Here is a 19,377-nt window from a genome sequence, read left to right as displayed (position 1 = left end):
GGCGCTAGGGTCCGGTCACGTCTTTGCGAGAGGATCCCTTCCATGCGCCTGTTTTCCGCCGCTATTGCCACGATCGCGCTTGTCGCCACTCCTGCTATCGCCGGCCTGCCGGTGGGTGCGAAGGCGCCGACCTTCGCCACGCGCGGCGCGGTCGCCGGCCAGGTCGTCGGCATCGATCTCGCCCAGCAGCTCAAGAAGGGCCCGGTCGTCCTCTATTTCTTCCCCGCGGCCTTCACCGGCGGCTGCAACGCCGAGGCGCATGCCTTTGCCGAAGCGATTCCCGAATTCCAGAAGGCCGGCGCGACCGTGATCGGCATGTCGGCCGACGACGTGCCGACGCTGCAGCGCTTCTCGGCGGAAAAGTGCGCGGGCAAGTTCGCGGTGGCGAGCGCGGGGCCCGCGGTCATCAAAAATTACGACGTCGCGCTCAATGCTGGCGGCCGCGCGCTGACCAAGCGGACTAGCTATGTCATCGGCCGCGACGGCAAAATCGCGTTCGTTCACGACGATATGAACCCGGCGCAGCATGTGGCGTTGACGCTCGCCGCGGTTCGTCGCCTCGCAGCGAAGTGAAGCCACGGAAACTTCCTGATAACATTTCGCGGGTACACATCGCGGAACACCGGAAAGGGCGTAGATGAACGGGCCGTTGGCAGCGCGAAAGGACGGCAAGGGTGATCTATTCACCCGAATCGGCGACTTTCTCGCGTCTCAGGGCCTCAGCCCCGAGCCGGCCCATTACACCTTCGCCTATGATGTCATCACCAATCCGGACGGCGCGATCGCCCAGGCGGTGATGCGGCTGACCGATGGTGGTTTCCGCCTCAGCCGCTCCGACATCGAAAAGCTCGGCGGGCGCGTGATGCTGGGGGCCGCGGTTCAGCCCGAAGCGGAACCGCCGCGCCCCAGCTATCGCGATCACCAGTCGGAGGTCGAGGACGAGGCGGTTCGCCTGGTCGAAGCGACCCAGGCGCAGGTCGACGATTTTGCGACGATGATGCGCGCGATGCAGGACCAGACGCGTGATTTCGGCGCGGACCTCGCCGAAAGCGCGGCGGCGATCGATACGGCGGGGCCGGCCGGCCTCGACGCGATCGCGCGCATCGCCGGCACGATGCTGGCCCGCGTGCGCGATGCCGAGGTGCGGCTCGACCAGGCGACGCGCGAGGCGGAAACGCTCCGTGCCAAGCTCGCCGAAGCGAACGACACCGCGCGCCGCGATGCGCTCACCGGCCTGCCCAACCGCCGCGCGTTCGGCGAGGCGTTCGACCATCGCCGCGAACTCGAAGGGCCCTTCTGCCTCGCGGTCTGCGACATCGACCGGTTCAAGCGGATCAACGATGCGCATGGCCACCAGATCGGCGACCGCGTCCTGTCCGCCGTCGCGCGAACGCTCAGCGAGGAATGCCAGAAATATCTCGTCGTCCGCCACGGCGGCGAGGAATTCGCGATCCTGATCCACGGCCTGACCCTCGCCGATGCCGCCGCGCACCTCGACGGGGCGCGCAGTGTCATCGCCGGCAAACGATTCCGCCTGCGCGAAACCGACAAGCCGCTGGGGCAGGTGACGCTGTCGATCGGCGTCACCGCCGTACAGACTGGCGAGACGATCGATGCCGCGTTCGAACGCGCCGACCGCCTGCTGTACACCGCGAAGAGCGATGGCCGCGACCGGGTGTGTGCCGCCTGATATTGGCGTAAACCGCGCCACTGTCGTGGCGGAAATTCCCAATTCAGTTTGAGCTGCCGAAGAAAACCGCGCAAATCCGCGGTTTTTCGCATTTGGCACGATGGCTGCAAAGTCCCTGGCATGCGGCGACGAACGGTTCGCCCGCCGCAGCAAAAGGGAAACAGACCATGTCCATCCGCTTCGATATCGCTCAGCGCGCCGCCGTCTCGGTCATTGCCGCGCTCGCCTTCGCCGGCCTCGCGATCAGCGCCGCCGTCCCCGTCCTGCCGATCGCCTGATCCCCACAAGCCTGAGGAGACGCATCATGTATCGCAGCTTCGCACTCGCGCTGTCGGCCTTCTGCACCACCGTCCTGGTCCTCGCCAGCCAGAGCACCGGCACGATCGGCTGACGACCTACCCGGCGGTTGCGACCGCCCCGATCGGCCCGACCGGCGCATCCTCGCCCCGGCTATAGGTGCCGATCAACACCCCGGCGGCGAGCACATGCCCCGCCATCGCCTCCAGCATCGCGGCACGGCCGGGCGTCTCGCCCGGATCGCCGACGCCTGCATCAAGCGCGAACAGCTGGAAGGCATAGCGATGGCTGCCATGACCGGTCGGCGGGTCAGGCGGCAGCCAGCCTTCGCGAAGATAGGAATTGCGGCCGACGTCGCGCTCGGGCGTTCCCGCGCCATCGCTGCGGATTGCGCCTTCCTCCAGCCGGCCCGTGTCGGCAGGCATGCCCCAGACGACGGCGTGGACCAACGGTTGCGGCGCCGGTGCGTCGGCATCCTCGACCAGTAAGGCGAGATGCGCCGTGCCGTCGGGTAGCGGCCCCCAAACCAGCGGCGGCGACACGCCATCGCCGTCCGCGGTAAAGCGTTCGGGCAGCCGCGCACCATCGGCGAAGGCGGGGCTCATCAGCTCGATCCGCGGGATCGCGGTGCCCAGCGTCCCGCGCGCGATCGCCAGCTTTTCGGCGCCCGCGCGCACGTCGGACAGCGCCTTGCCCAGCCAGGCGGGGATATGTTCCAGCATCAGCCTTGCTCCTGCGGGCAATCGCCGGCGCGCATCGCCGGCGCTTTGTTTGCGGCGAACCAGCGGCTGCGGTCGCCCATCGTGTCGGCATCGTGGTAACATGCTTCCGCGCGCGATCCGTCGGCGCCCAGCATCAGCGTCCAATCGTTGTCGCCGCAATCGTGCGGCATGCAGCCGTGCGCGGCGATGCGGCCATCGGCGGTGCGGAAGATCGGCACGGTCACCGCATCGCGGTTCACGAATCGGCGGCGGATGCGTTCGTCGCCCACCGCATCGTTCAGCGCGCGCGCCACTTCGGTACGATCATAGAAGCCGACCCCATCGACGGCATCGGTCGGATATTTGCCGACATAGGCGGTCAGCGCATCGGCATGCGCTTGGCCGGGCAAAGGCTTGGGCATCTGCGTCGGCGGCGGGACGAAGCCTGCGGCGGCGGCATTGTCGGGGGCCTCTGCCTTGCGCGCGCCGCCACAGGCCGCGAGGCAGAGGATCGGGGCGAGGCCCATGGCGAGAAGGATCGGACGCATCGTCATGGAACGCAAGACAGGCCCCGGCGGTTGCCTGTCGCATGACCGGGTCCGACGCCACCGATCTCGATCGCTTCGTCCGTGCGCAGGAGGGCGTTTGGAATCAGGCGCTTGCCGAGCTGCATGCCGGCCGCAAGACCAGCCATTGGATGTGGTTCGTCTTCCCGCAGATCGCCGGTCTGGGCAGCAGCGCGATGGCGCAAACCTATGCGATTCGCGACGCCGACGAAGCGCGTGCGTATCTGGCGCACCAATTGCTCGGCGGGCGGCTGATCGCGATGACGCAGGCGGCCATCGCGGCGCCCGGCAGTGCGGAGGCGATGTTCGGCAGCATCGATGCGATGAAGCTGCGGTCGTCGATGACGCTGTTCGCCGCGGTCGCCGACGATCCGACACCGTTCGAAGCGGCGCTGGAGCGCTTCTACGATGGGCAGCGCGATCCCAAAACGCTGGCGCTGCTCAGCGAACGCTGACCAGCGTCACACCTTCGCCGAAAAGATCATCCGGCCCTGGCCCAGTTGCGCGAACACCTGCGACAGGTCGCTTTCGCCGACCGCGAAACAGCCCTGGCTGCGGCCGAGCATGCCGTGCGTGCGCAGCATGTCCTTGTTCGCATACCAGGCCGAATGCACCACGATCGCGCGCGCCAGCGCATTGTCGTTGGTGGCGTCGAGCCCGATCAGTCGCTGCGAGCGGCCATGCTTGCCGACGTAGTAATCGTCGGTGACGAACGCGCCCTGCGAGGTCGCGTTGGAATTGGGCTCGTTCGAAAAGCGCTTCAGATAGCCGGTGTGCGCCGGGTCCGATCCGCTGCCGTGCGCGACCAGGAACGACTGGCTCTTGCCCGACACCAGGTCGACGAGGTGGAAGCGCGGCTCGGACGAAGACGCCGCCATGTCGGCGATCGCGATCCGGTCGCGCCGCGGGATGCGGCGGCCATGCTGGTTCAGCGCGGCCATCGCCTGGCGCATCAGATCGGGGCGCACGACGCGCGGCGAGGTGATGGCTTGCGCGAACATGCGCGGGCGCGGGGCCGGCAACGGCGGTTCGCTGACCGGCCGCAAATCGGCCTGGCTCAGGCGGCGGGTCGCGGCAGAGACCGTGCCCGGCATCGCCAGCGTCGTCGCCAGCACCAATCCGTTCTTCAGCAGCGCACGACGATCGCGCGCGCCATCATTCTGATTTTGCATCGAATTTCCGTAATGCCCCGGTTCTTGCCCGCGAGACATCATATAGCAGCTTCGGACTTAATATTCTGCGGGTCCCAGCCCCAAGTCGGCGTTGCGGTTGCACGCTTCGGCGCGGGTTGGGCTCGATTGATCCGATTTGGCCATGGCACCAGCCGCGATATCGCGCGTTGAGACCCGCGAAAGGCAAACGAAAGTCAAGGGCGAATCGATATGGCACAGCGATCGACACGATGGTTTTCGGCGATGACCGCGGCGGCGCTGGTAATGGCGCTTCCGGCCCCCGCATTCGCGGCGGCGGCCAGCGATGCCCTGGCCCCGGAAGTCACGTCGCTCGCCCCCAATCGCTTCCTGTGGAACGACAGCGGCAGCAGCGAACCGGTCAGCATTGTCGTCTCGATCCCGGATCAGAAGGCCTATGTCTATCGCGGCACGATGCTGATCGGCGCGTCCACCGTCTCGACGGGCAAGGACGGCAAGGAGACGCCGGTCGGCGTCTTCCCGATCCTGCAGAAGTCGGAAAAGCATAAGAGCAACCTGTACGACAGCGCGCCGATGCCGTTCATGCAGCGCCTGACCTGGGACGGCGTCGCGATCCACGCCGGCATGAACCCGGGCTTCCCCGCCTCGCACGGGTGCATCCGCGTGCCGACCGATTTCGCCAGGAAGCTGTTCGCGATCACCAGCCGCGGCACGCCGGTGCTGGTGACGGATGCGTCGGCCGCAGAGGGCTGGACGCTGCCCACCGACGCCGACGCCGCCGCGATGCAAAGCGAGACGGCGACCGCCAACGAGGCGTGGTTGCAAACCGCGTCGCGGTGAGCAGAGGCTGCCAACCTGGAATCCGTCATTGCGAGCGCAGCGAAGCAATCCAGAGCCGGACCAGGACGCCCTGGATTGCGTCGCTGCGCTCGCAATGACGCACTACCAGGAATGTCCACGACCCTTGCCGCCGCCCCACACCTGACGCACAGCTGGAGCCCATGACCGACCTCGTCACCATCCGCTCCGGCGCATTGACCGCCGCGATCAACCCCGTCGGCGCCGAGCTGACGCATCTGCGCGACGCCGACGGCCGCGAGCTGATGACCAACGCGGACCCGACCTTCTGGACCGGTCACGCGCCGATCCTGTTCCCGGTGATCGGCATGACGTACGAAAAGGCGATCCGGCTCGACGGCACATCCTATCCGATGGCCAAGCATGGCTTCGCTCGCCATAGCCTGTTCGACACGGTCGCGCAGTCCGACGCCAGCGTCACCTTCGCGCTGACCGACAGTGCCGAGACGCGCGCCTCCTACCCCTTCGCCTTCCGGCTCGAGATCACGTTCACGCTTCGGGATGCGACGCTCCACGTCGAGGCGCGCATCCACAACCCCGCGACCGAGCCCATGCCGGCGAGCTTCGGCTTCCACCCCGCCTTCGCCTGGCCGCTGCCCTATGGGCAGGATCGCGCCGCCCACCGCATCGTCTTCGACGCCGACGAGCCCGACGCGCTGCGCGTCATCGCCGCCGACGGCACGATCGCCGCGGGCACGCGCCCGTCACCGCTCGACGGCCGCACGCTGACGTTGCGCGACGACCTGTTCACCAACGACGCGCTGGTGTGGGATCATGTCCGCTCCGACGCGGTGACCTATGGCGCTCCGCAAGGCCCGCAATTGCGCATCGCCTTCCCCGACACGCCGATGCTCGGCATCTGGACCAAGCCCGGCGCCGCCTATGTCTGCGTCGAGCCGTGGCACGGCATCGCCGATCCCGAAGGCTTCACCGGCGACTTCCGCGACAAGCCGGGCGTGTTCGACGTGCCGGCCGGGGGCGACAAGCGGATCGCGATGCAGGTGACGCTGCTCGCCTGAGGCGAGTGACGTCGCAGGTCATCTTCGCTCGCAATGACCGACGACGACGATGGCGTAACGTCCTGTGCGCCCCTACACCGTTACCTGTTCGCCCAGCTCCAGCACCTTGCCCGGCGGAATCTTCAGGAAGTCGGTCGGATCGCTCGCGTTGCGCTGCATGAACATGAAGATGCGATCCTGCCACAGCGGCATGCCGACGTCCGCTTCGGGCTTCAGCGTGTTGCGGCCGATAAAGAAGCTGGTCTTCATCGCGTCGAGGCTGCGCATCTCGGTCTTGCCGCCGACGCCCAAATCGGCGGGCACGTTCGGCGATTCCATGAAGCCGTAATTGAGCACGACGATCTCGAAATTGTCGTCCAGCCGCTCGACGGTCGCGCGCAACTCCGGCTCCACCACCGGGCGGTCCGTCGTGCGGATGCTGACGACGAGGTTGCGCTCGTGCAGCACCTTGTTGTGCTTGAGGTTGTGGAGCAGCGCGCCCGGCGCGGATCGCGGATTGGCAGTCAGGAACACCGCGGTGCCCGGCACGCGTTCAGGCGGGCGCTTGGCGAGCGCGGCGGCGAGGTCGGCGAGCGGGATGCTCTGCCGCGCCTCGAACGCGCGCACGATGCCCTTGCCGCGCACCCAGGTGTAGATCAGCAGGCCGATCGATGCCGCGATGACCAGCGGCACCCAGCCGCCCTCGATCACGCGCAGGATGTTCGCGCCGAAGAAGATGAGGTCCAGGCACAGGAACGGCAGCACCGCCGCCAAGGCCCACACCCGGTTCCAGTGCCACACGTGCCGCGCGACGAGGTAGCCGAGCAGCGTCGTCACCACCATCGTCCCCGTCACCGCGATGCCGTATGCTGCCGCCATCGCCGAGGACGTCTTGAACTGGATGATCAGCACCAGCACGCCGATCATCAGCAGCCAGTTGATCGCGGGGACGTAGATCTGCCCGACGAACGACGCCGACGTCTGCCGCAGCTTCATCCGCGGCAACAGCCCCAGCTGCACCGCCTGCTGCGTCAGTGAAAAGGCGCCGGTGATCACCGCCTGGCTCGCGATCACCGTGGCGAAGCCCGCCAGCACGATCAGCGGCCCGCGCATCGATTCGGGCGCCATCAGGAAGAACCAGTCCTGATTGGTGAACGGCTTGCCCGCAGCGGCGGCGGCCTCGAGGCGGGAAAGCGCAAAGGCGCCTTGGCCCAGATAGTTGAGCGTCAGCGCCGGGAACACGAGCAGCAGCCAGGCGATACGGATCGGCTTCTTGCCGAAATGCCCCATGTCCGCGGTCAGCGCTTCGGCGCCCGTCACCGTCAGGAACACCGCGCCCAGCACGAACAGTCCCACCGTGCCGTGGGTGCTGAGGAACTGGATGCCATAGGTCGGCAGCAGCACGCGAAAAATCGACAGCTCGTCGGCGATATGCCACGCGCCCAGCCCGCCGATCGTCAGGAACCAGACGATGCACACCGGCCCGAACAGCGACGCGACCCGCGCCGTGCCCTTCGATTGCAGGAAGAACAGTGCGATCAAGATCACGATCGTCAGTGCGCGGATCGTGCCTTCGTCGAAGAATGTGGCGGCGCTGGGGATGGTGCGCAGCCCCTCCATCGCCGACAGCACCGACAGCGACGGCGTGATGATCGCATCGCCGTAGAACAGCGACGCGCCCGCCGCGCCCAGCACCAGCGCGATGCGGCTGCGCACGCCGATCGACTTGCGCGCCAGCGCCGCCAGCGCCAGCACGCCGCCTTCGCCGTGATTGTCGGCGCGCATCAGGAACAAGACGTATTTGACCGTGACGATCAGCGTCAGCGTCCACAGCGCCAGGCTGAGCACGCCGAGGATTTCGGACGGGTCGATCCCGTCGCCCGCCGATTGCTGCAACGCCTCGCGGAAGGCGTAGAGCGGGCTGGTGCCGATATCGCCGAACACGACGCCCAGCGCACCGACGGTCAGGCCGATCAGCGCGGGATGGGCCGACGCGGAATGCGCGCCCGTGGATTCGGAAGCGGGTGCTTCGACGGCAGCCGACATGGCGCGCTTTTACCCCTGTTCAATCCCCCAGCGCGGGAGGACGGCGCGCTTTACGCCGATTTGCCTGCCGCGCAAGAGGCTTTGGGTAAGGGCAGGGTAACGGCTTGATCGGGTAGGGGTTTGCAGGCATGGGCGGGCCATGGTTCCCTTTTCGTTCGGCGGTCAGACCCTGTGCGCGTTGCCGGATGGCGCCTTATGGTGGCCGGCACGTTCCGCGCTGCTGGTTGCGGACCTCCATTTCGAAAAGGCGAGCTGGTTCGCCGCCCGCGGCCAGATGCTGCCACCCTATGATTCGCTCGCGACGCTGGCCGATCTCGCGCGGATCGTGACGGCGACGGGGGCGAAGGAACTCTGGTGCCTGGGTGACAGCTTCCACGACAGCGACGGCTGCGACCGGCTCCCCGCCGAGGCGCAGTTACGCCTGCGCGCGCTGACCGAGGGGCTGCGCTGGACGTGGATCACCGGCAATCACGATTCCGGGCTGAAGGATCGCTGCGGCGGCACGGTGCTGGACGAATCGACGGTCGACGGCCTGGTCCTGCGCCACGAAGCCGATCCGCACGACAGTCGCCCGGAACTGTCGGGCCATTTCCACCCCAAGCTGCGCCTCCACGTCCGCGGCAAGCAGGTCGCGCGCCGCTGCTTCGTCGCGACGCCGCGCAAGATCGTGCTCCCCGCCTTCGGCGCGCTGACCGGCGGCCTCGACGTCGACCACCCTGCGCTAGTCAAGGCCGTGGGGCAGGGCGCCGAGGCACTGGTGCCCGTCGAACAACGCCTCCTCCGCTTCCCCATCGCGGCCTGACGCACACCCCCCGTCATCCCGGCGAACGCCGGGATCCACGGACACGATGCAGCCAGCGCGGCGCGCATCACCAGCCACGCCGAAACCATGGATCCCGGCCTCCGCCGGGATGACGAGTGTAGGGCATCCCAAACCACCCACCCCCCGTCATTCCCGCGAAGGCGGGAATCCAGACTGGCTAACCGCGCGGCTCAACCACCGGCGTTCGGAGGTTATGGATTCCCGCCTACGCGGGAATGACGAAGGGGTGAGGGGCAGGCGGGAATATCCCGGCGCTGGACGACGCAACGGTCGGTAGCACGGTCTTGCGCAACGAAGCCGACCAGCACCAAAACCTCCGTCATTCCCGCGAAGGCGGGAATCCAGACTGGCTAACCGTGCGGCTCTATCACCGGCGTTCGGAGGTTATGGATTCCCGCCTACGCGGGAATGACGGGGAAGGGGAGGCACGAACGCCCCAACCAACAAACACGTCCTTATCGCGCCAGCGCCGGAAACCCCGCCTTGAACGCCGCGACCTTGGGCTTGTCCCAGCGCACGATATACGGATGCATCGGGTTCCGGTCGTAGAAGCGCTGGTGATAGTCCTCCGCCGGGAAGAAGCCGCCCTGTTCGATCCGCGTCACGATCGGCTTGGGAAAGCTCTTCGCCGCCCCCAGCTGCGCGATATAGGCGCGCGCCACCGCGGCCTGCCGCGCATCCTGCGGGAAGATGGCGGAGCGATAGCTCGGCCCGCTGTCCGGACCCTGCCGGTTCAACTCGGTCGGATCGTGCGCGATCGAAAAATAGACGCGAAGCAGCGTCGCATAGCTGACGACACGCGGATCGTAGGTCACGCGAATCGCCTCGGCATGGCCGGTGCGCTCGGTCGAAACCTGATCGTAAGTGGCGGTCGCGCGGCTGCCGCCCGCATAGCCGGCGGTGACGGTCTTGACGCCCTTCACCCGCTCGAACACCGCCTCCATGCCCCAGAAACAGCCGCCCGCGAACACCGCGGTCTGCGTGGCCGTGGTGGCGGGGACATCAATCTTGGCGGCGGGCAGCGGCACCGCGCGTTCGGCGGCGGCAAAGCCGGTGGAGGCGAACAGGGCGCCCGCCAGAGCGGCGCCGGGCAGGAGAACTTTCAGCATGGTGCTGATATGGTGAGGAAACCGCGTCCGTCCAGAGCCAGTGGCCGGAGCGGTCCGGCGCATTCGTATCCCCCGGTAAGGCTTACTGCGCCTGCACGATCGGCGAGGCGGCCGGGATCGGCTGCGCATGCTGCGCGCTCGCCGGCTGCAGCGTCACGACGCCGATCGCGCCGATCGCAAACCCGCCGAGGAACTTCCAGAAGAAGCGGCTGTTGAACATGTTGCGCATAACGCACCTTTGTCTTGTCGTTCGTTGGGGCGACGACGTGCGTCGTCTTGCCCGGTTTCAGCGGCCCAGATGGTCGTCCGGACCGCCACTCTCAAGCGCGTTTATAGAAACGCTGGATTAACGCGGCGTGGCCGCTCCGTTCATCACCCGTCAGGATTTGCGGCCGATACGGATGGAGTTATCCGCCAAAAGCCACCCGTCACCCCGGACTTGATCCGGGGTCCCGCTTCTTACTTGCCACAGCCAATGAAGCGGGACCCCGGCTCAAGGCCGGGGTGACGGTGAATGTTGGAACGAGCCGCCCCTCAGCGCAAATCCGCGCACGCCTGCTGGATGCGCGTGCAGGCCTCGCGCAGCAGGTCGTCCGACGTCGCGTAGCTGATCCGCATCGCCGGCGACAGACCGAACGCCGCGCCCTGCACCGCCGCGACCTTGGCATCGTCGAGCAGATAGCCGACGAAATCCTCGTCCGTTTCGATCTTGCGCCCGTTCGGCGTCGTCTTGCCGATCAGCGGCGCGAACGACGGATAGACGTAGAAGGCGCCTTCCGGCGTCGGGCAGGTCATGCCGTCGATCTGGTTGAGCATGCCGACCACCAGGTCGCGCCGCGTCTGGAACGCCGCCGCACGCTCCTTGAGGAAATCCTGCGGGCCGGTCAGTGCCGCCACCGCCGCCGCCTGCGCGATTGAGCACGGATTGCTGGTCGACTGCGACTGCAGCTTCGCCATCGCCTTGATCAGCCACGGCGCACCGGCTGCAAAGCCGATCCGCCAGCCGGTCATCGCATAGGCCTTCGAACAGCCGTTGACGGTCAGCGTCCGCTCGTACAGCTCCGGGCACACTTCGGCGATCGTCGCGAAGCGGAAGCCGTCATAGACGATATGCTCGTACATATCGTCGGCGAAGATCCACACATGCGGGTGCCGCGCCAGCACCGCGCCCAGCGCCTTCAGTTCGTCGACGGTATACGCCGCGCCCGTCGGGTTGGACGGCGAATTGAGGATGACCCACTTGGTCCGGGGCGTGATCGCCGCTTCCAGCGCCTCCGGCGACAGCTTGTAATCCTGCTCCGGCCCGGCGACCGCGAACACCGGCGTGCCGCCCGCGAACTGGACGACATCGGGATAGCTCACCCAATACGGCGCGGGGATCACCACCTCGTCGCCCGGATCGACGCTGGCGACGATCGCGTTGAACAGCGTGTGCTTGCCGCCGACGTTCACCGTCACCTGATCGGGCGTGTAGGTGAGGTTATTGTCGCGCGCGAACTTGGCGACGATCGCCTGCTTCAGCTCGATCGTGCCGTCGACATTGGTGTATTTGGTCTTGCCGTCGCGGATCGCCTGGATCGCCGCGTCCTTGACGAACTCCGGCGTGTCGAAATCGGGCTCGCCCGCGCCCAGGCCGATCACGTCGACGCCCGCGCGCTTCAGCTCGAGCACGCGGCTGGTGATCGCGAGCGTGGGCGAGGGGCTGATGCGGCCGAGTGCGGCGGAGGGCTTCATGGGACGGGCCTTGGATGGCGGAAGGACTGCGCGCGCCTATAGACGCAAGGCCTCGCTTTTCGCAATCGCAACAACCGCCGGCATCAGCCCGCGCAGCGCGTTTCCGACGAAAAATTGCCCGCTGAGGTCCTCTGGCGACACATTCGCCTCCACCGCCCGCCCCGAATCGATCAATCCTGACCGCAGCACGCCGGGCAGCAGGCCGAGCGCTAGCGGCGGCGTGCGCAGCGGTCCGTCGCCGTCGCCGACGAACAGCGAGGTAAAGCTGCCTTCGGTCAGCAGCCCGTCGGGGCGCACGAATACGACCTCGTCCGTCCCCGCCGCGGTCCGCGCCGCATCGTAGAAGCCGCGATCGCTCGTCTTGTAGCGCAAGCGGAAATCGCTCGGGTCGACCGGCAGCGGCACCACCGCCACGCACAGCGGCGCGGCGAAGGGCGCGGGCATCGCCGCCACCTCGATCGCGGTCGCACCGCTCTGCGCCAGCAGCAGCCGCACCCGCGCAGGGGTCCGCAACCGAAAGGTCGCCGCCTGCAGATCATTGCGCGTCCCGTGCCGATCGAAGCGGAAGCCCAGCGCCCTGGCGCTCGCGGTCAGCCGGGCGAGATGCGCTTCCAGCAGCGGCAACCCCTCGTCGGGATCGAACGCCATCGTCTCGATCAGGTCGAGCGGCGCCTGTCCGCGCGTCACGAACGCGCCCTTGGCGAGGCACTCCGCATATTCCTCGTCGACCCGGCTGTCGGCGACCACGCCCGATCCCAGCCCCAGCGTCGCCATATCGGCCCCCGCCGGCACCGCCAACGTACGGATCGCCACGTTGAACGCCGCATCGCCGTGCGGATCGATCCGCCCGATCGCGCCGGTATAGATGCCGCGCGCTTCGGGCTCGACCGCGGCGATCACCTCCATACTGCGCTGCTTGGGTGCGCCGGTGATCGACCCGCAGGGGAACAGCGCCGTCAGCACGTCCACCGCATCCGCCCCCTCGGCCAGCGTCGCGGTGACGGTCGACGTCATCTGGTGGACGGTCGGGTAACGCTCCACCCGGAACAGTTCCGGCACCGCGACGCTGCCCGCCTGCGCCACGCGCGACAGGTCGTTGCGCATCAGGTCGACGATCATCAGATTTTCGGCGCGCTGCTTGGGATCGCCGGCCAGCGCATCCGCCAGCGCCGCATCCTCGCCCAGCGTCTCCCCCCGCACCGCCGTCCCCTTCATCGGCCGGCACGTGAGCGCATCGCCCTCCAGCGTGAAGAACAATTCGGGCGACAGCGACAGCATATGCGCCGTGCCGGTCGCCACCAGCGCACCATGGCCCGCCGCCGCCTCGCGCCGCAGCCACGCGTACAGCGCCGCCGGATCGCCCGCGATCGCCACGTCGGTGCGGATCGTCAGGTTCGCCTGATAGATATCGCCCGCCCGGATCAGCGCCGTCACCGCGGCAAAGGCGGCATCATAGGCCTCGCGCTCGCCCCGCGGCTGCGGCGCGCTCGCCCAGGCGCCAGCCGGATCGGGCAGCCATTCCGCGACCGCATCCGCGTCGAGCGCACGATACCCCTCGAACAGCCCGAACCACAGCAACGGCCCGTCGCCCTCGCGCACCGGCACCGCGCGCGCCGCCAGCGCCGCCCCCGCTTCATAGGTCAGATAGCCCGCCGCATGCAGCCCCCGCCGCCGCGCGCCACGCAGCCGCGCCAGCGCCGGCAGCACCGCCTCGCGCGTCTCGGCGACGACGATCTCGACCGGATCGGTATAGAGCCGCGCACCTGCCCCCCCGTCCCGGGCATCATCCAGCAATACAAAGGGCGCAGATATCATCCCGGTCCAAATGCACAGGCGATGCCGCCGGGTGCAAGCGACGATTGCCGCCCCAGCCCCACGCGCCTATCTCTTTGGGCATGACCGATACGCCCCCCTTACGCGCCGCGATCATTCAGGTGACGCCCTTCCAGCAGAATTGCACGCTGATCTGGTGCACCCAGACGATGAAGGCAGCGATCGTCGATCCGGGCGGCGACCTGCCCCGTATCAAGGCCGCGGTCGCGCAGGCGGGCGTCACGGTCGAAAAGATCCTGCTCACCCACGGCCATATCGACCACGCGGGAGAGGCCAAGCCGCTCGCTGACGAGCTGAACGTGCCGATCGAAGGCCCGCACGAGGCCGACCGCTTCTGGCTCGCCCGCCTCGACGATGACGGCAAGAATTACGGCATGGCCGGCGTCACCTTCGAACCCGACCGCTGGCTGGTCGAAGGCGACACGGTGAGCGTCGGCAACTTGCAGCTGGACGTCTACGAAACCCCCGGCCACACCCAGGGCCATGTGATCTTCCACCACGCGCCCTCGAAATTCGCGCAGGTCGGCGACGTGCTGTTCCAGGGCTCGGTCGGTCGCAGCGACATGCCCGGCGGCAATCACAAGCAGCTGATCGAAACGATCGTTACCAAGCTCTGGCCCCTGGGCGACGACACCACCTTCATTCCCGGCCACGGCAACCCGAGTACGTTCGCCCACGAACGCGCCAACAACATGTTCGTCAGCGACCGGGCACTGGCGGCGTAGGCGTTCAACGGCGAGCCGGCTCCCGGATGACGCTGAATTGCGTAACCAACTGAACGCGGAAGGTCGCAACGCCTTTGACTGCCGCCCCGGCGGGGTCGCGTGCCGGTGTGAACAACGTCTTGTTCAGCACCGGGCCGCATGCGGTCTTAACGACGGTTGACGCCGTCCTATCTGTGACCGCCCGGCAGTCCGTAATCGATCCGTCGGGCGATACGGCCACGCGGAATGTTGCGTCGATGTCGGCTTTTCCGGATGTTGCGGCGAGCGTGACGAGATCGCGGTTCGGAATCCATTCGTCCCGGCTTTTGACGGCGATCGGGGGCCGGCCGCCCGGAGCGAATTGCGCAGCGTCCGCGCCCCAGGCGATCAACTGATCCGCGCTGCAGGCACGAAGGGCCGCAATGGCCTTGGCGGCGTTCGGAATGGATACCGTCCCTGCCACCTTCGACCCGATCGTCAGCGCTATCGTATCTGCGCCTGCCATATCGTCGAGCACAGCCGGCTCTACACCCTCCATGCGCGCCACGGTCCGTCCGTCCGGCAAGACCGACGCGCGGGTAAGGCCCGCCAGCGACGCCTGCGAGGGCGCGAATAGCAGCGAACCAGGCCCAAGCGGTGCCGCACCCTGCCGCTCGCCATTCAGGATGAAGACCCGATAGCTATCGCTGCCCGGTATGGTGTCCACGATCAAAGACGCCGCCGCCGGGTCGCCGCTTCGCTCCAACTGGCAATGGGCCGGATCGATCTTTACGGCCCAGCGGGGGACAGGCTGTGTTTGGGGCGCGCCCGTCTGTAAGGTGAGAAACGCGCTCACCAACACTGTTGCCATCATTCCACAGTCCTCCCCGAACTTCGTCGAGAATGGCATAGCGATCTCGCGACCGGCAAGCCGAACGAAGCCGGACGAACCGACGGAGTTTCAGACTGATATCACCCCTCCACCGGCAACAGCTTCCCCGTCTCGCGATCCAGCCCACGCGCGGTGAACACATCCAGCGCCGTCGCCGCCATCACGAACAACGCCGCTCCCCATACCGCCGCGTTGCGTGGGTGCGCCGCGGCCGCGAAGCCCAGTGCGGTCAGGTCCATCGCGTCGCCTGCCACCCGGTTCCAGACATTGGTCGACACCGCCGGCGCGGCCAGCAGCGTGGCGCCCGCCAGCACTTCGCGCGCGCCGAACCCCTTGACCAGCCCCTCATGCCCCTCGCTCTCGAGTGCGCGCGCGATGCGCTTCGGCGCGAGCAGCTCGGCGGCTCCCAACGCAATCGAAAACAGGCCGAGGCAGAAACCTAATGCTTTGTAATTCATGATGAATCTCCCGTCGATTCCAACGGGAGGCGTAGCAGCCGGTTCCTGTCCTTGCCGATAAGGTGACTAACCTGAATCGTGCCGGCGCTGTCCTACACGCCCCGGCTCGTGTATACCCACGCCATGCGCAATCTTCGCCCGCTCGCCACCCGGACCTCCGGGCGGTTCGCGGGGGTGCGTTCCGGACGATTACGTACCGTCCACTTCGTCCACTTCCGCGGCCCCGAATCGCCCCGGCGCCGTCGCGAATCAGACGGTCGGCGCGCCGTCGATCGGCACGACCTCCATCACCGGCGCGGCTTCGTAGCTGTATGCGATCGTCATGCCCCACAGCGCGAGGCCGACCAGGATCACCCACGTCAGCACCGCGCCGCCCGCGCGCCACGGGTTGGGGGCGGGGCGGTCCATGCCGAGGGCATGGGCGATCCGGCCCGCGACGAACAGGCCGCCGGTGATCGCCAGCCAGCGCGGCGATCCGCCCGCCGCCTCGATCAGCGCCATCAGGATCAGCACGAACGGCGTATATTCGACGAAATTGGCCTGGGCGCGGGTGCGGGCGAGCAGGCGCTCGTCGCCGCCATCGCCGATCAGCACCTTGCCCTTCAGTCGCAGCTGCACGATTCGCATCGCCAGCACGACATTGCCGATTCCGGCGGCGGCGGCGACGGTGAGCGTGACGGGCAACAGCATCGGCGTAAGACTCCACGGACGGGCCGTGCCGTGATGCCTTGCGCCCGCCAAGCTTGCAACAGCGCGGAAATTCGCTATAGGCCCGCGCTTCGCGATGCGTCCGGTTCTCGGTGGCGTCCGGCGGTCGGCGCCTTGCCGATGGCTGGATCGTGCCGTACGGGGCATCTGATTTCGTACGTCGATTTTAGAACAAGGTGCCGAAATGGCCGTCCCCAAGCGAAAGACCTCTCCCTCGAAGCGCGGCATGCGCCGTGGCCACGACTCGCTCAGCGTCGCGGCGTTCCAGGAGTGCCCGAACTGCGGCGAACTGAAGCGTCCGCACAATCTGTGCACCGCCTGCGGCCATTATAACGGTCGCGAGATCGTCTCGGTCGAGGGCTAACGCCCTCTTTACCCACTGGATACACGCGCAACCATGCCCGACACTTCCTGGATCGCCGTCGATGCGATGGGCGGCGACGAGGGGCTGGCGGTCATGCTGGCTGGCGTCGCCGCGGCACGCCGCCGGTTCGAGGGCATGCGCTTCTTCCTGGTGGGTGACGAGGCGAAGGTGGCGGAGGGGCTGAAGGCCCATCCCAACCTCGCCCATGCCAGCGAGATCGTCCACGCCCCCGAAACCGTGGGGTCGAGCGACAAGCCGAGCCAGGCGATCCGCCGGTCCAAGACCACGTCGATGGGCATCGCCATCGATCTGGTGAAACAGGGTCGCGCCGGCGCCGCCGTGTCGTCGGGCAACACCGGCGCGCTGATGGCGATGGCGAAGCTGGCGCTGCGCACGCTGCCGGGCATCGATCGCCCCGCGCTCGCCGCGCCGCTGCCGACGCTGGGCGACAATGATGTCGTGATGCTCGATCTCGGGGCGAATACCGAGGTGGATGCGCGCAATCTCGTCCAGTTCGCGGTGATGGGTGCCGCCTATGCGCGCACCATCCTCGATCTCGACAGCCCCCGCGTCGCGCTGCTCAACATCGGCAGCGAAGACCAGAAGGGCACCGACGAGATTCGCGACGCCGCCGCCGTGTTGCGCGGCCAGACGCATTTGCCGCTGACCTTCACCGGCTTCGTCGAGGGCAATCAGCTCGCCCGTGGCAACCACGACGTCATCGTCTGCGACGGCTTCGCCGGCAATATCGCGCTGAAGACCGCCGAGGGGACGGCGCGCTTCGTCGCCGATCTGCTCAAGCGCGCGTTCCGCAGCTCGGTCCGCTCGAAGGTCGGCTTCCTGATCTCGCGTCCGGCGACCGAGCTGCTGCGCGACCACCTCGATCCCAACAATCACAATGGCGCGGTCTTCCTGGGCCTCAACGGCATCGTCGTGAAGAGCCACGGCAGCGCCAACGAACGCGGCGTCGCCACCGCGATCGGCAATGCCGCCAAGATGGTGCGCGCCGACCTCACGCGCCGCATCGCCGACGACCTCGGCAATTTCGAGAAAAAGGCAGTCCACGCATGATCCGCTCGGTCGTTCTCGGTACGGGTTCGGCCCTTCCGGAACAGCGTGTGTCGAACGCCGATCTGGCGGAGCGACTCGACACCAGCGACGAATGGATCGTCGAGCGGACCGGCATCCGCTTCCGTCACATCGCCGGCCCGCATGAAACGACCTCGACACTCGCCGCAGCGGCCTGCCGCGCCGCGCTCGAATCGGCGGGCATCGCCGCGCAGGATATCGACCTGATCGTCCTCGCCACCGCGACCCCCGACCAGACCTTCCCGGCGACCGCGACCAAGGTGCAGGCGATGCTCGGCATCGACGATTGCGTCGCCTTCGACGTCGCGGCGGTGTGTTCGGGCTTCCTCTATGCGGTGCAGGTCGCCGATTCGATGCTGCGCACCGGCGTCCATCGCCGCGCGCTGGTGATCGGTGCCGAAACGTTCAGCCGCATCCTCGATTGGGAAGACCGCACCACCGCCGTGCTGTTCGGCGACGGCGCCGGCGCGATCGTGCTGGAAGGGCAGGAGAGCGAGGCCGAGGGCGGTCGCGGCATTCTCGCCACGCGCCTGCACGCCGACGGGCGGCACAACGAATTGCTCTATGTCGATGGCGGTCCGTCGACCACTGGCACCGTCGGCAAGCTGCGCATGAAGGGCCGCGAGGTGTTCCGCCACGCCGTCGTCAATCTGGCGTCGGTGCTGCAGGAATCGCTGGATATCGCCGGCCTGACGCCGTCGGCGGTCGATTGGGTCGTGCCGCATCAGGCCAATGCCCGCATTCTCGAGGCGACCAGCCGCAAGCTCGGCCTGCCGGCGGAGAAGGTCGTCGTGACCGTCGATCGCCACGCCAACACCTCCGCCGCGTCGGTGCCGCTCGCGCTGGATACGGCGACGCGCGATGGGCGCATCCAACCGGGCCAGATTGTGGTATTGGAGGCCATGGGCGGCGGCTTCACGTGGGGAGCTGCGGTCCTGCGGATGTAATCCGCCATTTTGAGTAGTTTTTCGTGCAAGCGTTTCCACGCCGTGTAACAAAGTCACTTTCGGACATGTCTGTGCTGGTGTAGCTCCCTCCAAGGGGCTGTTTTGACAGAGTGGAGTGGGAAACGTGTTGATGACACCGGTGGGCACGTTGACGCGAGCGGATCTGGCCGAAGCCCTGCATCGTCAGGTGGGACTGGCGCGATCGGACTCGGCGCGCTTGGTGGAACAGGTTCTCGGCGAGATGTGCGAGGCACTGTCGCGCGGCGAGAACGTCAAGATTTCGGGGTTCGGCACCTTCGTGCTGCGTGACAAGGGCGAACGGATCGGCCGCAATCCCAAGACCGGGGTCGAGGTGCCGATCGCACCGCGGCGGGTCCTCACCTTCCGCGCCAGCCAGATGATGCGCGACCGCATCGTCGCGGCCAGCTGA

General features: G+C 67.5%; 22 protein-coding genes. 11 read left to right on the top strand and 11 right to left on the bottom strand.

Annotated elements, in window-relative coordinates:
* The first annotated feature begins 42 nt into the window (after nucleotides 1-42).
* Together SPHME3_RS0103350 and SPHME3_RS0103345 are read left to right on the top strand one after the other, a co-directional pair.
* Nucleotides 43-573, top strand: a complete 531-nt coding sequence (locus SPHME3_RS0103350) for a peroxiredoxin (protein ID WP_017977262.1) — start codon at nucleotides 43-45, stop codon at nucleotides 571-573.
* 64 nt (nucleotides 574-637) lie between these two features.
* Nucleotides 638-1,690: a GGDEF domain-containing protein gene (locus SPHME3_RS0103345; protein ID WP_017977263.1), complete on the top strand. Its 1,053-nt coding sequence runs from the start codon at nucleotides 638-640 to the stop codon at nucleotides 1,688-1,690.
* A gap of 395 nt (nucleotides 1,691-2,085) precedes the next feature.
* Here the strand turns inward: SPHME3_RS0103345 and SPHME3_RS0103330 are convergent, their stop codons facing one another.
* Nucleotides 2,086-2,709: a YbhB/YbcL family Raf kinase inhibitor-like protein gene (locus tag SPHME3_RS0103330; RefSeq protein ID WP_017977265.1), complete on the bottom strand. Its 624-nt coding sequence runs from the start codon at nucleotides 2,707-2,709 to the stop codon at nucleotides 2,086-2,088.
* Nucleotides 2,709-3,236, bottom strand: coding sequence for a hypothetical protein (locus SPHME3_RS0103325; protein WP_145957890.1), 528 nt, complete (start codon nucleotides 3,234-3,236; stop codon nucleotides 2,709-2,711). The genes SPHME3_RS0103330 and SPHME3_RS0103325 overlap by 1 nt, the downstream gene beginning before the upstream one ends.
* A 41-nt stretch (nucleotides 3,237-3,277) precedes the next feature.
* Between SPHME3_RS0103325 and SPHME3_RS0103320 the strand changes: the two genes are divergently transcribed.
* Nucleotides 3,278-3,709 carry a DUF1810 domain-containing protein gene (locus SPHME3_RS0103320; protein WP_017977267.1) on the top strand — a complete coding sequence of 144 codons (432 nt, stop codon included), beginning with the start codon at nucleotides 3,278-3,280 and terminating at the stop codon, nucleotides 3,707-3,709.
* Nucleotides 3,710-3,715: 6 nt separating this feature from the next.
* Here the strand turns inward: SPHME3_RS0103320 and SPHME3_RS0103315 are convergent, their stop codons facing one another.
* A complete protein-coding gene (locus tag SPHME3_RS0103315) occupies nucleotides 3,716-4,426 on the bottom strand; it encodes a murein L,D-transpeptidase catalytic domain family protein (protein WP_017977268.1) in 711 nt (236 codons plus the stop codon).
* 210 nt (nucleotides 4,427-4,636) lie between these two features.
* Between SPHME3_RS0103315 and SPHME3_RS0103310 the strand changes: the two genes are divergently transcribed.
* Together SPHME3_RS0103310 and SPHME3_RS0103305 are read left to right on the top strand one after the other, a co-directional pair.
* The gene (locus SPHME3_RS0103310) at nucleotides 4,637-5,245 is read left to right on the top strand and encodes a L,D-transpeptidase family protein (protein ID WP_020486333.1); all 609 of its coding nucleotides are present in this window, start codon (nucleotides 4,637-4,639) and stop codon (nucleotides 5,243-5,245) included.
* 161 nt (nucleotides 5,246-5,406) lie between these two features.
* The gene (locus SPHME3_RS0103305; RefSeq protein WP_017977270.1) at nucleotides 5,407-6,282 is read left to right on the top strand and encodes an aldose 1-epimerase family protein; all 876 of its coding nucleotides are present in this window, start codon (nucleotides 5,407-5,409) and stop codon (nucleotides 6,280-6,282) included.
* Between the two features lie 72 nt (nucleotides 6,283-6,354).
* Here the strand turns inward: SPHME3_RS0103305 and SPHME3_RS0103300 are convergent, their stop codons facing one another.
* A complete protein-coding gene (locus SPHME3_RS0103300) occupies nucleotides 6,355-8,307 on the bottom strand; it encodes a potassium transporter Kup (protein WP_017977271.1) in 1,953 nt (650 codons plus the stop codon).
* A 139-nt stretch (nucleotides 8,308-8,446) separates the two neighbouring features.
* Here SPHME3_RS0103300 and pdeM point away from each other — a divergent pair, with 139 nt between their 5' ends.
* Nucleotides 8,447-9,109, top strand: coding sequence for a ligase-associated DNA damage response endonuclease PdeM (gene pdeM / locus SPHME3_RS0103295; RefSeq protein ID WP_017977272.1), 663 nt, complete (start codon nucleotides 8,447-8,449; stop codon nucleotides 9,107-9,109).
* A gap of 476 nt (nucleotides 9,110-9,585) precedes the next feature.
* On the opposite strand, the gene msrA is transcribed toward pdeM, so the two are convergent.
* The 4 genes from msrA to pabB form a co-directional block, all read right to left on the bottom strand.
* Nucleotides 9,586-10,239, bottom strand: coding sequence for a peptide-methionine (S)-S-oxide reductase MsrA (gene msrA / locus SPHME3_RS0103290; protein ID WP_017977273.1), 654 nt, complete (start codon nucleotides 10,237-10,239; stop codon nucleotides 9,586-9,588).
* Nucleotides 10,240-10,321: 82 nt separating this feature from the next.
* The gene (locus SPHME3_RS21270; protein WP_017977274.1) at nucleotides 10,322-10,468 is read right to left on the bottom strand and encodes a hypothetical protein; all 147 of its coding nucleotides are present in this window, start codon (nucleotides 10,466-10,468) and stop codon (nucleotides 10,322-10,324) included.
* A gap of 305 nt (nucleotides 10,469-10,773) precedes the next feature.
* Entirely contained in the window at nucleotides 10,774-11,973 is a 1,200-nt protein-coding gene (locus tag SPHME3_RS0103280) for a pyridoxal phosphate-dependent aminotransferase (protein WP_017977275.1), read from the bottom strand.
* 36 nt (nucleotides 11,974-12,009) lie between these two features.
* Entirely contained in the window at nucleotides 12,010-13,788 is a 1,779-nt protein-coding gene (gene pabB / locus SPHME3_RS0103275) for an aminodeoxychorismate synthase component I (RefSeq protein ID WP_029720747.1), read from the bottom strand.
* Between the two features lie 80 nt (nucleotides 13,789-13,868).
* Between pabB and SPHME3_RS0103270 the strand changes: the two genes are divergently transcribed.
* A complete protein-coding gene (locus SPHME3_RS0103270; RefSeq protein ID WP_017977277.1) occupies nucleotides 13,869-14,531 on the top strand; it encodes an MBL fold metallo-hydrolase in 663 nt (220 codons plus the stop codon).
* Between the two features lie 4 nt (nucleotides 14,532-14,535).
* On the opposite strand, the gene SPHME3_RS0103265 is transcribed toward SPHME3_RS0103270, so the two are convergent.
* The 3 genes from SPHME3_RS0103265 to SPHME3_RS0103255 form a co-directional block, all read right to left on the bottom strand.
* Nucleotides 14,536-15,363 (bottom strand): hypothetical protein, encoded by an 828-nt coding sequence (locus SPHME3_RS0103265; protein WP_020486334.1) that lies wholly within the window; start codon nucleotides 15,361-15,363, stop codon nucleotides 14,536-14,538.
* 98 nt (nucleotides 15,364-15,461) lie between these two features.
* Nucleotides 15,462-15,839 (bottom strand): hypothetical protein, encoded by a 378-nt coding sequence (locus SPHME3_RS0103260; protein ID WP_017977279.1) that lies wholly within the window; start codon nucleotides 15,837-15,839, stop codon nucleotides 15,462-15,464.
* A gap of 249 nt (nucleotides 15,840-16,088) precedes the next feature.
* Nucleotides 16,089-16,529 (bottom strand): MAPEG family protein, encoded by a 441-nt coding sequence (locus SPHME3_RS0103255; RefSeq protein WP_017977280.1) that lies wholly within the window; start codon nucleotides 16,527-16,529, stop codon nucleotides 16,089-16,091.
* A 202-nt stretch (nucleotides 16,530-16,731) separates the two neighbouring features.
* Between SPHME3_RS0103255 and rpmF the strand changes: the two genes are divergently transcribed.
* The 4 genes from rpmF (at nucleotide 16,732) to SPHME3_RS0103235 (ending at nucleotide 19,377) form a co-directional block, all read left to right on the top strand.
* Nucleotides 16,732-16,911, top strand: a complete 180-nt coding sequence (gene rpmF / locus SPHME3_RS0103250; RefSeq protein WP_017977281.1) for a 50S ribosomal protein L32 — start codon at nucleotides 16,732-16,734, stop codon at nucleotides 16,909-16,911.
* A gap of 33 nt (nucleotides 16,912-16,944) precedes the next feature.
* Nucleotides 16,945-17,982, top strand: coding sequence for a phosphate acyltransferase PlsX (plsX, locus tag SPHME3_RS0103245; RefSeq protein WP_017977282.1), 1,038 nt, complete (start codon nucleotides 16,945-16,947; stop codon nucleotides 17,980-17,982).
* A complete protein-coding gene (locus SPHME3_RS0103240) occupies nucleotides 17,979-18,947 on the top strand; it encodes a beta-ketoacyl-ACP synthase III (protein ID WP_017977283.1) in 969 nt (322 codons plus the stop codon). The genes plsX and SPHME3_RS0103240 overlap by 4 nt, the downstream gene beginning before the upstream one ends.
* A gap of 130 nt (nucleotides 18,948-19,077) precedes the next feature.
* Nucleotides 19,078-19,377: an integration host factor subunit alpha gene (locus SPHME3_RS0103235; protein ID WP_017977284.1), complete on the top strand. Its 300-nt coding sequence runs from the start codon at nucleotides 19,078-19,080 to the stop codon at nucleotides 19,375-19,377.

This window comes from Sphingomonas melonis DAPP-PG 224, from assembly GCF_000379045.1.
Taxonomy (GTDB): domain Bacteria; phylum Pseudomonadota; class Alphaproteobacteria; order Sphingomonadales; family Sphingomonadaceae; genus Sphingomonas; species Sphingomonas aquatilis.
The sequence above is the reverse complement of the archived record's forward strand: the minus strand, read 5'-3'. Positions and strand labels throughout refer to the sequence as shown.

Bases quoted from the DNA above. Each gene is read 5' to 3' on its own strand.
- SPHME3_RS0103325 (WP_145957890.1), bottom strand. From the start codon at position 3,236: ATGCGTCCGATCCTTCTCGCCATGGGCCTCGCCCCGATCCTCTGCCTC.
- SPHME3_RS0103300 (WP_017977271.1), bottom strand. From the start codon at position 8,307: ATGTCGGCTGCCGTCGAAGCACCCGCTTCCGAATCCACGGGCGCGCAT.
- SPHME3_RS0103350 (WP_017977262.1), top strand. From the start codon at position 43: ATGCGCCTGTTTTCCGCCGCTATTGCCACGATCGCGCTTGTCGCCACT.
- SPHME3_RS0103315 (WP_017977268.1), bottom strand. From the start codon at position 4,426: ATGCAAAATCAGAATGATGGCGCGCGCGATCGTCGTGCGCTGCTGAAG.
- pdeM (WP_017977272.1), top strand. From the start codon at position 8,447: ATGGTTCCCTTTTCGTTCGGCGGTCAGACCCTGTGCGCGTTGCCGGAT.
- SPHME3_RS0103260 (WP_017977279.1), bottom strand. From the start codon at position 15,839: ATGAATTACAAAGCATTAGGTTTCTGCCTCGGCCTGTTTTCGATTGCG.
- SPHME3_RS0103330 (WP_017977265.1), bottom strand. From the start codon at position 2,709: ATGCTGGAACATATCCCCGCCTGGCTGGGCAAGGCGCTGTCCGACGTG.
- SPHME3_RS0103255 (WP_017977280.1), bottom strand. From the start codon at position 16,529: ATGCTGTTGCCCGTCACGCTCACCGTCGCCGCCGCCGCCGGAATCGGC.
- SPHME3_RS0103235 (WP_017977284.1), top strand. From the start codon at position 19,078: ATGACACCGGTGGGCACGTTGACGCGAGCGGATCTGGCCGAAGCCCTG.
- SPHME3_RS0103270 (WP_017977277.1), top strand. From the start codon at position 13,869: ATGACCGATACGCCCCCCTTACGCGCCGCGATCATTCAGGTGACGCCC.
- SPHME3_RS0103320 (WP_017977267.1), top strand. From the start codon at position 3,278: ATGACCGGGTCCGACGCCACCGATCTCGATCGCTTCGTCCGTGCGCAG.
- plsX (WP_017977282.1), top strand. From the start codon at position 16,945: ATGCCCGACACTTCCTGGATCGCCGTCGATGCGATGGGCGGCGACGAG.
- SPHME3_RS21270 (WP_017977274.1), bottom strand. From the start codon at position 10,468: ATGCGCAACATGTTCAACAGCCGCTTCTTCTGGAAGTTCCTCGGCGGG.
- SPHME3_RS0103310 (WP_020486333.1), top strand. From the start codon at position 4,637: ATGGCACAGCGATCGACACGATGGTTTTCGGCGATGACCGCGGCGGCG.
- SPHME3_RS0103305 (WP_017977270.1), top strand. From the start codon at position 5,407: ATGACCGACCTCGTCACCATCCGCTCCGGCGCATTGACCGCCGCGATC.
- SPHME3_RS0103345 (WP_017977263.1), top strand. From the start codon at position 638: ATGAACGGGCCGTTGGCAGCGCGAAAGGACGGCAAGGGTGATCTATTC.
- msrA (WP_017977273.1), bottom strand. From the start codon at position 10,239: ATGCTGAAAGTTCTCCTGCCCGGCGCCGCTCTGGCGGGCGCCCTGTTC.
- SPHME3_RS0103240 (WP_017977283.1), top strand. From the start codon at position 17,979: ATGATCCGCTCGGTCGTTCTCGGTACGGGTTCGGCCCTTCCGGAACAG.
- SPHME3_RS0103265 (WP_020486334.1), bottom strand. From the start codon at position 15,363: ATGATGGCAACAGTGTTGGTGAGCGCGTTTCTCACCTTACAGACGGGC.
- pabB (WP_029720747.1), bottom strand. From the start codon at position 13,788: ATGATATCTGCGCCCTTTGTATTGCTGGATGATGCCCGGGACGGGGGG.
- rpmF (WP_017977281.1), top strand. From the start codon at position 16,732: ATGGCCGTCCCCAAGCGAAAGACCTCTCCCTCGAAGCGCGGCATGCGC.
- SPHME3_RS0103280 (WP_017977275.1), bottom strand. From the start codon at position 11,973: ATGAAGCCCTCCGCCGCACTCGGCCGCATCAGCCCCTCGCCCACGCTC.